Raw genomic sequence first — 12,238 nt, forward strand, 5'->3', positions numbered from 1 at the left:
CCTGGGGTTACTTGAAGGGGGTGGACGTCTCGACCATCGCGTCGACTACCTCGGTGGCCGGGCCCTCCGAGAAGTCCATGCGCGGTACGGGGCGGCGGAAGAAGCGGGTCTTGCCGATCAGGATTGCGAGCCCGATCAGGAACCAGATGCCGCCCACGACCCAGGTCAGCGGTTCGAGCGAGGTCCAGAGCCAGATCGTGAGCGCGAAGCCCACGAGCGGGAAGACCGCGTACAGGATGATGTTCTTCACGGACCGCTCGGTGCGCTCGCCGTTCTTCGGGAAGAACGTGACGCGGATCACAGACAGGTTCACCATCGCGAAGGCGGCGAGCGCGCCGAAGCTGATCATGAACGCGGCCTGCTCAAGGGTGAGGAAGAGGCTTGCGAGCGCGAACACGGAGACCGTTGCTGCGGCGACCACGGGAGTGCCGAACCGCTTCCACAGGATCCCGAGCGGCTTGGGCAGCGTGCCGTCGCGGCCCATCGAGTACAGGATGCGCGCGACCGAGACCTGGCCGGCGAGGCCGGATCCGAAGCACCCGGCGACGGTGAAGAGCACGAAGAGCAGGCCGAGCCACTCACCCGCAACGTGGTGGGAGAGCACGATTCCCGCGGCGTCGATGAGCTCGCGCGGGGCCTGCGACCAATCGTCGAGGTGGTAGGCGCGCGCGCCCACCCACGAGACGAAGATGAAGATGGCGCCGCCGATGAGGGCGGTGAGGATGATCGCGCGGGGAATGTCGCGGCGCGGGTGCTTCGCTTCTTCGGAGAGGGTCGAGACCGCGTCGAAGCCGAGGAACGAGAGCGCCAGAATGCCGGCGCCGGTGAAGATCGGGCTGAAGCCCTCGGCGCCCGGAATGAACGGGTCGAGGATCCCAGGCGCGTTCGGATCGGCGATCGCCGTCTTGATCGCGAACACCGCGAAGACGATGACCGCTGCGCCCGAGATGCTCACGATGATGATGTTGAGCTTGTTCACGAGCGTGATTCCGAGCACGTTGAACGCGAACACGGCGATGAGCGTGACGAGCGCGACGAGCTGCGCGGGGATGCTGGGGAACTGCGTGCTGACGTACAGGCCGAGGATCATGAAGTTGATCATCGGGATGAAGAGGTAGTCGAGCAGGAGCACCCAGCCGGTGAGGAAGCCCGCGCCGCCGCCGAACGCCTGCTGCGTGTAGGTGTAGGCCGAGCCCGCGACCGGGTAGCGACGCACCATCGCCGCGTAGCTGTTTGCGGTGAAGAGCATGGTGAGCAGCGCAACAACGTAGGCGAGCGGCAGGTGACCGTCGGTGACCTGGTTCACGATGCCGTAGGTGGTGAACACGGTGGCGACCGCCATGTATGCCAGACCAAAGAGGACAAGGCCTCCCAGGCCCAGTTCTCGTTTGAGGCCGTTTCGTGCGGCGGGTTCGCTCACTGGATCTCCTTTGACGCGGAATTCAACTTCGTCGTAAATGAACAGGGTTCGTTTACGATCGGGTTGAGAATAGTACGAAAACTGCTCCAGCGCGACTTCGTGAAAATTTCACCGCAGAAATCATGGCAAGCTGGGCCACGGAGGAAAGATATGTCGACAACGGCAAAGAAGCCCGGAGGTGGGGACCTGGGGGGCGACGAACGAACGAACGCTCCCGGCGCTGGTGCTGCGAGCGCCGCGGCCGCCGGGCGCGACGACAGCGACGGCGCCGTTCCTGCCGAACTGGTTTCCAGATCTGGCTCGGCTCCGAGAGCTGGCGCTGCTTCCGGGGCATCCGGGGCCACCGCGCCGAAGCGGCGCGCCGGTCGACCCAAGACGAGCGTGCTGTCGCGCCGCCTCATCTTGGAGACCGGGCTGCGCCTGATCGATGAGGTGGGTGCGCACGGCGTAGGGATGCGGGCGATCGCGAAGGAACTCGGTGTGCGTCCCTCGGCGCTCTACAACCACGTCGCCGGGCAAGACGAACTCGTCGCCGGCGTGCGCGAACTCGTGAGCGATCGGATCCCGGTCGACATGTTTGCGCGCGAGCCGTGGGATGTGGCGCTCGCCGAGTGGGCCGTGGGGTACCGGCGCACATTCGCCGCGCACCCGCCCACGATCGCGCTCCTCGCGGTGCTACCGCTCTCAGAGGACTCCGTGACCTCGCGGATGTACGACACCGTCATCGCCGCGCTCATGCGGGGCGGCTGGCCTGCCGACCGGGCGCTCACGCTCATGGTGGCGCTCGAGTCGTTCATTCTTGGCTCGGCGCTCGACCTCGCGGCCGACGACGACATGCTCGATCCGGGCCCGCGCACCGATGTGCCCGCGTTCTCGGAGGCGTACCGCAGCCGGGCCGAACGGCTCGCCGCACGAGGTGAGGGGCCCGCGGAGGCATCGTTCCAGCTGGGCCTCCGGGCGCTGTTCACCGGCTTTCGTGCCGAGTACGCGGGGCTCGGGCTCGCGCCCGCCGAGGCCGGGAGCCGCCCCCGCCGCTGATCCGCGCTGCGCTGACTCCGCGCTGCGCTGACTCCGCGCTGCGCTGACTCCGCGCTGCGCTGACTCCCCGACGAGTGGCGGATTCCCTCGCGAGCGTGCGGCTTCACACCACGAGGGAAGCCGCACGCTCGTGACGAAGCCGCACGCTCGCGGGGGAAGGGGAGGGGACTGGCGGGGGAGGGGGGAGGGGACCCGCCGGGGAGGGGACCCGCTGGGGAGGGGACTCGCGGGGGAGGGTGCACAGCAAAGGGGGAGGGCGCAGGGAAAGGGGGTGGGGACGGTCGTAGGGGAAAGTGGCTGAAAGCCGAGTGGAAAAGAACAGCCCTACTTCGCGTCTCCCGCGGCGGACGCCTTCTGCGAGAAGTAGACCGGGATCAGCGAGAGCAGGATCATCACGGTTGCCACGACGTTGACCTGGTTGACCTCGTTCGGCCGCGCCATCTGGTTCATGATCCAGAGCGGCAGCGTCTCTACCCCCGGCGGCGCGGTGAAGATGGTCACCACGATCTCATCGAACGACAGTGCGAACGCGAGCAGGCCGCCAGCGATGAACGCGCTGCGGAACTGGGGGAACGTGACGAGCCTGAACGTCTGCGCGATCCCCGCCCCGAGGTCCATGGATGCCTCCTCCAGGTTCGGGTTCATGCGCCGCAGCCGGGCGATCACGTTGTTGAACACCATCACCACGCAGAAGGTGGCGTGCGCGATGATCATGCCCCAGTAGCCGACGTTGATGCCCATTGGCTTGAGCACCTGGTGGAACGTGTTCGAGAGGGCGACGCCGGTCACGATGCCGGGGAGGGTGATGGGCAGCACGATGAGCAGGTTCACGGTCTGCTGCCCGAAGAACTTGAAGCGCTGCAGAGCGAAGGCGGCCAGCGTTCCGAGGACGAGCGCGAAGGCGGTGGCGATCAGCGCGACGACCACCGAGTTGAGCAGCGCGGCGTGCACGGCGGGGTTCACGAGCGCTTTGCCCCACCACTCGAGCGAGAAGCCGGGGATCGGCCACCCGGATACTCGGCCCGAGTTGAAGGAGTTCATGATGATCACGAACAGGGGGATGTACATGAAGCCGAGGGCCACCAGGGTGACGAGGGCGAGCGCGATCTTGGTGCCGCGATTCAGGCGAAGCATGGGTCTCCTTCGGAAGCCGGATCGGGCTAGAGGTTGTTGAGCGCGCCGGTGCGTCGCACCGCGGTGAGGTAGATGACCACGAGCACGATCGGCACGATCGAGAAGGCGGCGGCGAGCGGCGGGTTGAGGTTGATGTTCTGCGCGATGATGCTGCCGATCATCTGCGTCGATCCGCCGACGTACATGGCGGCGATGTAGTCGCCGAGACTGAGGGAGAACGTGAAGATCGAGCCCGCGATGAGCGAGGGGAGCAGCAGCGGGGCGATGATCGTTCGGATGGTGCGCGCCCCGCTGGCTCCGAGGTCGGAGGACGCGTCGAAGAGGTTCGTGGGGATCTGCGAGACGGCGGCGTACACGGGGATCGCCATGTAGGGGAACCAGAGGTACACGAGCGTGAGGATCACCGTGAGGATGCCGAAGCCTGGCCCCTCGATCCCGAGCGGGGAGAGCGCCCAGTTGAAGAAGCCGGTCTCGGTCCAGACGAGGCGCATGGCGATGATCTTGACGAGGTAGCCGGCCCACAGCGGCAGCGTGACGAGCACCGCGAGGGTCGCTCGCAGCCGTGGCCCGGCGACCTTCGCCATGAACACGGCGAGCGGGACAGCGACGAGCGCGCAGATCAGCGTGACGGCGAGCGCAATCCCGAGGGTGCGCGCGGCGGTCGCGAGGTACGCGGGCACCGAGACGAGCTGCTGGAAGTTTTCGAGGGTGAAGCCGGGCTTCACGCGCGAGGTGAACGGGTCGGTGGTCCAGAACGCGGTGATGAGCAGCAGCGCGAGCGAGAGGATGTAGACCCCAACGAGCCAGGTCATCGGCAGCGCGAGCAGGGCCGCGAGACGTGCGCGCGGGTGCCTCGCCAGTGCGGTGGAGAGGGGTTTGGGGCGGCGTTCGAGAACGGGCTGCTGGTTCACGGTGCTTCCTCGCTGCTGTGAAGGCGGATTGATCGGAGGTGCGGTCTGGTGGCCGCGCGAGTGCTGGTCGCGTGCGGGGCGATGCCCCGCTGAGGCGCGGCGGCGCGGCGGCGCGGAGCTGCGGTGCTGCGGTGGTGCGGTGTGCGGTGTGCGGTGTGGTGCCGGCGACGCCGCCGGCACCACACCGCGGCGAGGGGTTAGCCCTTCACCGTGGCCCAGGCGTTCGTCCAGTCCTGGTAGTTCGTGCACTGCACGTCGCTCCGGCCGTCGAGGCACTGGTCGATCGGGGTGGTCCAGAACCACACCTGCTTGAAGTAGTCCTCGTCGGTGGCGTTGAAGTAGTCGCAGTGGGCCTGCGCCTCATCGCTGGTCTCGCAGAACGCGGCGTTTGCGGGCGCCATGCCAAAGTTCATCGCGATCTGGCCGTTGACGTCGGGCGCGCTCGTGTAATCCATCCACGCGTACGCGCAGTTGGGGTTCTTCGAGTCGGCCGCGAGCATCCACGCGTCAGACCAGCCGGTCGAGCCCTCCTCGGGGAGCACGCTCTTGAACTTCTCGTCCTGCGTGGCCTTGCGCAGCACCTCCCAGGAGGTGCCCACGACCGAGTTGCCGCCGGTGAACGAGGTGACGTTCGTCGCGGGCGACCAGTACTCGGACACCATCGCGTTCTGCTGCTTGAGCAGGTCGGTGGCCGCCTGCAGCTGCGTCTCGTCGAGCGCGTACGGGTTCGTGATTCCGAGGTCGGGCTCGTGCTCCATCAGGTAGATGGCCGCGTCGGCGATGTAGATGGGGCTGTCGTACGCGGCGATCTTGCCGGCGTAGGGGCTGTCCTTCTCCCACACGACGTCCCAGCTGGTCGGCTCCTCGGTGACCACGGAGGAGTCGTACTGCAGGATGTTTGCGCCGCGGCCGATCGGGATCCCGTAGACGTTGCCGTTGAGCGTGTCGTACAGCTGCCCCTTCATCCCCTCGACGATGTCGTCGCCGAAGTTGGGGATCAGCTCGGTGTTCAGTGGCTGCACGCCGCCATCGACGATGAGGCGGAGGCTCGCGTCGCCGGAGGCGGAGACGAGATCGTACTCGCCGGTGCGCATGAGCTGCACCATCTCGTCGCTGGTCGCGGCGACCTTGCGGTTGACGGTGCAGCCGGTGGCCTCCTCGAACGGCTTGGCCCAGGCGTCCTCAACGAAGCCTGACCAGGCAACGATGTTGACCTCGTCCTCGGTGTCGCCGAGCTGCTCCATCATCGGCACGTCGGGGACGTCGATCTTGATTTCGCCGGGGGCAGCTGCGTCGCCGCCGCTGGAGGAGGCGCAGCCCGAGAGGGCGAGGCCGACCGCCGCCACCAGGGCAGCGGGTGCGAGTAGTTTCTTGTGCATCGGAACTCCTTTGTCGAGCAGTGGGTGGGTCGTGCGTGGCGGGGTGATCCCGCCGGGTCTATGCGGCAGCCGCTGCCGCGGCCGGGAGGCTCGGGACCGCGACGGCGTGCGCGCGCGCAAAGCGCAGGCTGACGGCGTCGCCGCGGCGAACGGACGGGCTGTCGCTCGGCAGCTCGGTGTTCTGGCGCTCTGAGATGAAGCGGAGCCCGCTCTCGGTTTCGACGAGGTAGCGGGTGTGCGCGCCGGCGTACACCGTCTCAACGACCGTGCCAGGCACCGCGATCGCGTCGGCGCTCAGCGGCGCCGTGGGGTCGACGAGTTCAACGCGCTCGGGGCGCACGCTGTGCGCGCCTGACTCGCCGAGGATCCGCTCGGCGTGTGCGCCGCTGAGGAAGTTGGTGACGCCGAGGAAGCGGGCGACGAACTCGGTCTGCGGGAACTCGTACACCTCGCGTGGACTGCCGACCTGCTCGATCTTGCCGCCGTTGAACACCGCGACGCGATCGGAGAGGGTCAGCGCCTCCTCCTGATCGTGGGTCACAAACACGAAGGTGATGCCGACCTCGCGCTGGATCTGCTTGAGCTCGAACTGCATCTGTTCGCGGAGCTGCTTGTCGAGCGCACCGAGCGGCTCGTCGAGGAGCAGCACCTGCGGGCGCAGGATCAGGGCGCGGGCGAGTGCGATCCGCTGCCGCTGCCCGCCCGAGAGCTGCGAGGGACGCCGGGTGCCGAGGTGCGCGAGCTGCACCTGTTCGAGTGCCGCGGCGACGCGCGCGGCCCGCTCCGCCTTGCCAATCCCCCGCACCTTGAGCCCGTACGCGACGTTCTCGGCGATCGTGAGGTGCGGAAAGAGCGCGTAGTCCTGGAACACCGTGTTGACCTCGCGGTCGAAGGGGGCCGACTTGGTGACGTCGGCACCGTGCAGCAGGATCTTGCCCGCCGTGGGCTCCTCGAACCCGGCGATCATGCGCAGCACGGTGGTCTTGCCCGAGCCCGAGGGGCCGAGCATCGAGAAGAACTCGCCGGCGCGGATGTCGATGTCGAGGTCGTTGACCGCGACCAGCTCGCCGAACTGCTTGCGCACGCCCTGCACGGACACCGCGATGTCTGTGTCTGCTGAGTGTGGGGTGGGGTGGGGCATGGTGCGCTGCTCCTCAACGTCGTTGTCGAACCAATGTCAAGAACCATAACATATGGGTTTATAGGTTTAAGTTTCGTCGGGATTTCGAAGATCACGATTCGATGACGGTGCGGCTCAGGGGATCCCCACTCCGCACGTGGCAGACTCGACGCAGATCCCGACACAGATCCGACACGGGTCTCGACGCCGAACGGAGGGGGCACGTGAGCGGAACGCCTGTGCACTCGCCGCCGAGCCGGCTGCGTATCGCCGCGTTCGCGCCGATCGGCGAGGAGGGGCGCACCGAACTGGTCGAGTCCCGGATCGTGCAGGCGATATCGGTGGGGGCGTTCACCGAGGGGGAGCGGCTCCCGAGCGAAACCGAGCTCTCGACCCTGCTCGGCGTGGCCGTCGTGACCGTGCGCGAAGCGCTGGGCGGGCTGCGGCACCGCGGGCTCATCGAGACGCGGCGCGGGCGCAACGGCGGCAGCTTTGTGCGGCCCAGCCACGGCGCGGTCGAGGAGGTGAACGCCCAGGCGCTCATGGCCATGCCGCGCGTGGCGCTCGCAGACCTCGGCGTGCACTACGAGGCAATCTCCGCGGCATGCGCGGAGTATGCCTGCCAGCGCGCAACCCCAGAAGAACTCGAGATCGTGGCCCAGATCCTCGACGAGGCGCGCGACCTCGAGCGGGCGCCGTGGCGGCGCCGGATCACCGAGGTGCAGCTTGAGCTCGCCGCGCTCAGCCAATCCGTGCGGCTCACGAACGAGCACGTGCGCGTGCAGACCGAGTTCACGCCGCTGCTCGCCCTGCAGGATCTCGACCGCTCCGCGCGGCTCGCCACCCACGACGCGCTCGTCGCGCAGATCGCCGCGACCCTCGCCGGCGACGTGGCCGGGGCGCGCGCGGCGGTGCGGGAAGTGGTGCGCACGTCGGTGCGCTGGCTGGTCGGCTTCCGCGCGGAGCTGCTCGCCGCTCCCCAGACCGAGGCCGTTCATGCGACACTGGAGGCTCGCAACCGCGGCAAGTGACCCGGAGGCGACCTCAGTGGGGAGGGGAGAACCGTGGCGCACCAGCTCGACCTGGATCTCGACCGCGCGCTCGCGCGGGCGGAAACGTTCTTCGATGGCGTGTTTGCCCCGCTGGAGGCGTGGCTGCCGCTGCTGCGCCAGCGGCTCACGGGCGCGCTTGCCGACGGGCCGGTGACCGGCGCGCAGCTCGCCGCGCTCGTGGAGGCGGACGCGCACGCGGTGCTCGACACCCACGATCGACCGCTGTACGGCGCGGGATACTGCGCGAGCGACGAGATCGTCTCCGAGGGGAACCCGCTCGCCTGGTGGCAGGGCGCTGAGCGGAGCCTGCTCGCGTCATCGGCGTTCGGCCCCGGGCAGGCGGCCATCGACCTGGTGCGGCTGGAGTGGTACCGGGTGCCCGAGGCCACCGGGGAGCGCCACGTCGCCGGCCCGTTCGTCGACTACCTCTGCTCCAATGAGATCACGGTCACCTCAGCGCTCCCGGTCGCGCTCGGAGCCGACTTTGTGGGGGTTATCTGCGCCGATGTGCTCGTCTCGTCGCTCGAGCGAGCACTCCTGCCGGATCTCGCTGGCGGGGTGACCCTCGTCAACGCAAACGGTCGGGTGATCGTGTCGAGCGACCCGGAGTGGGAGACGGGGGACCGGCACGCGGACACCACCGCCCGGGCGGCGCGCTCAGCGCGATACCCGCTCGCGGTCGTCGCAGGCTGACCGGCCCACGAGCGGTCACCGCCCTAGAGCAGGTGCCCGCCGCCAGTCACCTTCATACGGTTGACCAGATTCTTCACGTCTTGCGCGCGGCGCTTCGAGGTGACGAGCAACACGTCGGCGGTGTCGACCACGACCACGTCTTCGACGCCGACGAGCGCCACGAGCCGGTTGCTCTCGGAGACCACGATCCCGCTCGACGCATCGGAGAGCACCTGCGCCCCGTCACCCAGCACGGCGAGGTCGCTGCCGCGGCCCCGCGTGAGCAGGTTCGCCACGGAGGCGAAGTCACCCACGTCGTCCCAGTCGAAGTGGGCGGCAACGCAGACCATCTTGCCCGCCGCGGCCGCCGGCTCGGCGACCGTGTAGTCGATCGCGATCTTCGGCAGTGACGGCCAGAGTCGCTCGCGCACCGCCGCGCCCTGCTCGGTGCCCCACGCGGCCGCGATCTCGCGCAGCGCGCGCACCAGCTCCGGCTCGGCAAGCGCCATCTGCTCGAGGAGCACGGTCGCCCGCGCGATGAACATACCGGCGTTCCAGAGGTACCCGCCATCGGCGAGGTACTGCTCGGCCTGCGCCGCGTTCGGCTTCTCGACGAACTCCGTCACCTCGTACACGTCGAAGGGGGCGAGGTCTCCGCGTGCGGCGCCGCAGGAGATGTACCCGAACCCGGTCGCCGGGTGCGACGGGTGGATCCCGATCGTGGCGATGTAGCCCTGATCCGCGGCCTGCACAGCGGTGGTGACGGCGCGCTGGAAGAGCACGTCCCCGCGAATGACGTGGTCGGCGGCGAACGAGCCGAGGATCGCGTCCGGATCGCGCAGCTCGAGCAGCGCGGCGGCGAGCCCGATCGCGGCCGACGAGTCCTTGGGTTCGCTCTCCGTGATCAAGTTCTCAGCCAAGAGCTCCGGGAGCTGCGCAGCGACGGATTTGCGGTGCGAATTGCCCGTGACCACCATGACGCGCTCGGCGGGTGCGATCGGGGCGAGCCGGTCCCAAGTGGCGCGCAGCAGCGAGTCGCCCGAGCCGGTGAGGTCGAGGAGGAACTTGGGGGCGTTGGCGCGCGAGAGCGGCCAGAGCCGGGACCCGACCCCGCCAGCGGGGATCACGCAGGTGAGCCGGTCGATGGCTGAGGGGGGCACGGAGGCGTCGGTCATGAGTTCAAGGTTACCCGGGGCGGCTGGAGAGTGTCCGGCGGGCGGCCGCGTGCGCCGCCCGCCGGGGACCTCACGGGCGGGGCGCTCCCCAGTGCAGCGACTCGCCGGCGCGACTGCGCTCCTGACGCACTCCCAGGGGGTTCGCGTCGGTGAGCTCTGCCGGCAACAGCGCCTGTGGGGCATTCTGGAATGCGACGGGGCGCAGGAAGCGGGAGATGGCGGCGGACCCCACCGAGGTGCTGGTGTCGTTCGTCGTTGCCGGCCACGGCCCGCCGTGCTGCTGCGCGGGGGAGACCGCGACGCCGGTGGGCCACTCGTCGAAGATGACGCGGCCGGCGCGCTGCGCGAGCACCTCGGCCAGACGTGCGAGCTCGGGCCCGGGCGCCGCGCGCTCGGTCGCGGAGATGTGCACCGTGCCGGTGAGGCTGCCCTCAAAGAGCTCGTCGAGTACCGCTGCGGGGTCGGCCGCCGGCGGGAGCTCCGCGAGCACCGACAGCGGGCCAAAGGTCTCGTCGGCGAGCAGTTGGCGGTGCGCCAGGACGGTGGCGAGGCTGGCGCTCACGATGGTGGGGGTGACCCAGCCGGTGCCGTCGTTCTCGATCCGAATGCTGCCCTCGATAATCGGGGTGACGCCCGGCAGCGTGAGGAGTGCCGCGCGGCGCTCCCGGTACGACTCGGTGATGCGTGCTCCGAGCAGGCGGTGCTCGGGCACGCGCGGAAGGCGCGAGAGCGCCGCCGCGATGGGGCCGGGGGTGGCGGTGAGGAGCACGCCGGGTTTGGTGCAGAGCTGACCCGCCGATCCGGCCACGCTCGCGAGGTAGCCGCTCGCCAGCTCGGGCGCGCGCTCGGCCACAGCGGCTGCCGTGACGACGACCGGGTTGACGCTCCCGAGCTCGCCGAAGAACGGGATCGGGGCGGGGCGCGCTGCCGCGAGATCGGCGAGCGCGCGGCCTCCGGCGGTGGACCCGGTGAACGACCCGGCCCGCACCCGCGCGTCCGTGAGCGCGACGACTCCCGCATCGTGGCCGTGGACCACCTGGAGCGTGCCGGCGGGGAAGCCGAGTTCCGCGATGACGCGCTGCGCCACCGCGCCAGTCGCGTCCGACAGGAGCGGGTGCCCCGAGTGGGCCTTCACGATCACGGGGCAGCCGGCCGCGAGGATCGAGGCGGTGTCGCCGCCGAGTACCGAGAACGCGAACGGGAAGTTTGACGCGGCGAAGTTGAGGACGGGGCCGACCGGTCGGTGCGAGCGCCGCAGATCCGGGCGGTGGCCGAGCGCGAACGCCGGGTCTGCCTCGTCGATTCGGGCTCCGAGGGCGCCCCCGGTGAGCACGGTTTCGGCGAAGAGCCGGAGCTGTACCGCGGTGCGCGCAACCTCCCCGGTGAGGCGCGCCTCGCCGAGGCCGGTCTCGTCGGCCGCGATCGCGGTGAGTTCGGCGCCCGCATCGCTCAGCCCGTCGGCGAGCGCGATGAGCAGCTGTGCGCGCGCCCGCGGCGTCGCCGCGGCGAGCGTCGGGGCGGCGGCTGCCGCGGCGGCGAGCACCGCGTCGAGTGCGGGGGGCGACGTGGCGCTCATGCGGCGTTCTCCTCGGGAGTGAGCGCGACGACCAGGTCGAGCTCGACGGTTGCGTTCTTCGGGAGCTGCGGCAGGCCCAGCGCGGTGCGGGCGTGTTGCCCGGCCGTGCCGAACACGTTCCGGAGGAGGCGAGAGGCGCCCTCCGCCACCGCTGGGGGATCGCTGAACTCCGGCACGCTCGCGACGTACACGCTGAGCTTCAACACTCGCGCGACGCGGTGGAGCCCGAATTCGCGGTCGAGCGCCGCGAGGGCTCCGAGCGCCGCGAGCTCGGCCGCAGCCACCCCGCGGTCGAGGTCGGCCGCCGCCGCAACCGGTCCGGTGAACGCCACGGCGCCGTCCCGTTTTGGAATCTGCCCGGAGACGAACGCGATCTGCCCCCACGAGGCCACCGGGCTGTACGAGTACTGCGCGGGAGGCTGCTGGGGGAGGGTGAGCCCGAGCTGAGCCAGGCGCTCGTGTGCTGCGTGGCGCGGGCGGGGCGGTTGCGGTGGTGCGATCATCTCGACGGGACCTTTCTGGGGCGGGAGCGTGCGACGCTCGTTCCTGCCCACAGTGAACGCCGGTGGCGGTCCGCTGTCCAGTATTGATTCGGTGTCGAATGATGCTTCTGCGGCATCGTCGTCGGTGCGCGCCAGGCCCCATATGGTCGATACCTTGAGGGACTCAACAGATGCCTAAAGGGTGTTAGACAGGTATCTTTTCCGGCTCCAATACTGATGAGCATGCTTCGCTACCTCACCGCCGAGGTCTCGCCGGTG

General features: G+C 69.4%; 11 protein-coding genes. 3 read left to right on the forward strand and 8 right to left on the reverse strand.

All coding sequences use genetic code 11. From position 1 onward, the window contains the following. Positions 1-7: 7 nt before the first annotated feature. Entirely contained in the window at positions 8-1,420 is a 1,413-nt protein-coding gene (locus EV139_RS12590; protein ID WP_130454688.1) for an APC family permease, read from the reverse strand. 150 nt (positions 1,421-1,570) lie between these two features. On the opposite strand from EV139_RS12590, the gene EV139_RS12595 reads away from it, so the two are divergent. After that, positions 1,571-2,458: a TetR/AcrR family transcriptional regulator gene (locus tag EV139_RS12595; protein ID WP_130454689.1), complete on the forward strand. Its 888-nt coding sequence runs from the start codon at positions 1,571-1,573 to the stop codon at positions 2,456-2,458. A 324-nt stretch (positions 2,459-2,782) separates the two neighbouring features. Here the strand turns inward: EV139_RS12595 and EV139_RS12600 are convergent, their stop codons facing one another. From EV139_RS12600 to EV139_RS12615, 4 genes are all read right to left on the reverse strand, one after another. Continuing rightward, on the reverse strand, positions 2,783-3,592 hold the full coding sequence (locus tag EV139_RS12600; protein WP_130454690.1) for an ABC transporter permease: 810 nt from the start codon (positions 3,590-3,592) through the stop codon (positions 2,783-2,785). 26 nt (positions 3,593-3,618) lie between these two features. Next, positions 3,619-4,503, reverse strand: a complete 885-nt coding sequence (locus EV139_RS12605) for an ABC transporter permease (protein ID WP_130454691.1) — start codon at positions 4,501-4,503, stop codon at positions 3,619-3,621. Between the two features lie 197 nt (positions 4,504-4,700). Next, positions 4,701-5,882 (reverse strand): extracellular solute-binding protein, encoded by a 1,182-nt coding sequence (locus EV139_RS12610; protein WP_130454692.1) that lies wholly within the window; start codon positions 5,880-5,882, stop codon positions 4,701-4,703. Between the two features lie 58 nt (positions 5,883-5,940). Further along, a complete protein-coding gene (locus EV139_RS12615; protein ID WP_130454693.1) occupies positions 5,941-7,023 on the reverse strand; it encodes an ABC transporter ATP-binding protein in 1,083 nt (360 codons plus the stop codon). Between the two features lie 203 nt (positions 7,024-7,226). Here EV139_RS12615 and EV139_RS12620 point away from each other — a divergent pair, with 203 nt between their 5' ends. Both EV139_RS12620 and EV139_RS12625 read left to right on the forward strand, forming a co-directional pair. Further along, positions 7,227-8,033, forward strand: a complete 807-nt coding sequence (locus tag EV139_RS12620; RefSeq protein WP_241989054.1) for a FadR/GntR family transcriptional regulator — start codon at positions 7,227-7,229, stop codon at positions 8,031-8,033. A 33-nt stretch (positions 8,034-8,066) separates the two neighbouring features. After that, positions 8,067-8,747, forward strand: coding sequence for a hypothetical protein (locus tag EV139_RS12625; protein WP_130454695.1), 681 nt, complete (start codon positions 8,067-8,069; stop codon positions 8,745-8,747). Positions 8,748-8,770: 23 nt separating this feature from the next. On the opposite strand, the gene EV139_RS12630 is transcribed toward EV139_RS12625, so the two are convergent. The 3 genes from EV139_RS12630 to EV139_RS12640 form a co-directional block, all read right to left on the reverse strand. Next, a complete protein-coding gene (locus tag EV139_RS12630; protein WP_130454696.1) occupies positions 8,771-9,901 on the reverse strand; it encodes a mannose-1-phosphate guanylyltransferase in 1,131 nt (376 codons plus the stop codon). A gap of 70 nt (positions 9,902-9,971) precedes the next feature. After that, positions 9,972-11,477, reverse strand: a complete 1,506-nt coding sequence (locus tag EV139_RS12635; protein ID WP_130454697.1) for an aldehyde dehydrogenase family protein — start codon at positions 11,475-11,477, stop codon at positions 9,972-9,974. Continuing rightward, positions 11,474-11,980 carry a RidA family protein gene (locus EV139_RS12640; RefSeq protein ID WP_130454698.1) on the reverse strand — a complete coding sequence of 169 codons (507 nt, stop codon included), beginning with the start codon at positions 11,978-11,980 and terminating at the stop codon, positions 11,474-11,476. Before EV139_RS12640 ends, EV139_RS12635 begins: the two co-directional genes overlap by 4 nt. Positions 11,981-12,238 lie beyond the last annotated feature (258 nt).

It is taken from the genome of Leucobacter luti, assembly GCF_004217175.1.
GTDB lineage: Bacteria > Actinomycetota > Actinomycetes > Actinomycetales > Microbacteriaceae > Leucobacter > Leucobacter luti.

Coding starts and splice junctions, on each gene's coding strand:
- EV139_RS12595 (WP_130454689.1), top strand. CDS start 1,571: ATGTCGACAACGGCAAAGAAGCCCGGAGGTGGGGACCTGGGGGGCGAC.
- EV139_RS12600 (WP_130454690.1), bottom strand. CDS start 3,592: ATGCTTCGCCTGAATCGCGGCACCAAGATCGCGCTCGCCCTCGTCACC.
- EV139_RS12610 (WP_130454692.1), bottom strand. CDS start 5,882: ATGCACAAGAAACTACTCGCACCCGCTGCCCTGGTGGCGGCGGTCGGC.
- EV139_RS12615 (WP_130454693.1), bottom strand. CDS start 7,023: ATGCCCCACCCCACCCCACACTCAGCAGACACAGACATCGCGGTGTCC.
- EV139_RS12630 (WP_130454696.1), bottom strand. CDS start 9,901: ATGACCGACGCCTCCGTGCCCCCCTCAGCCATCGACCGGCTCACCTGC.
- EV139_RS12635 (WP_130454697.1), bottom strand. CDS start 11,477: ATGAGCGCCACGTCGCCCCCCGCACTCGACGCGGTGCTCGCCGCCGCG.
- EV139_RS12640 (WP_130454698.1), bottom strand. CDS start 11,980: ATGATCGCACCACCGCAACCGCCCCGCCCGCGCCACGCAGCACACGAG.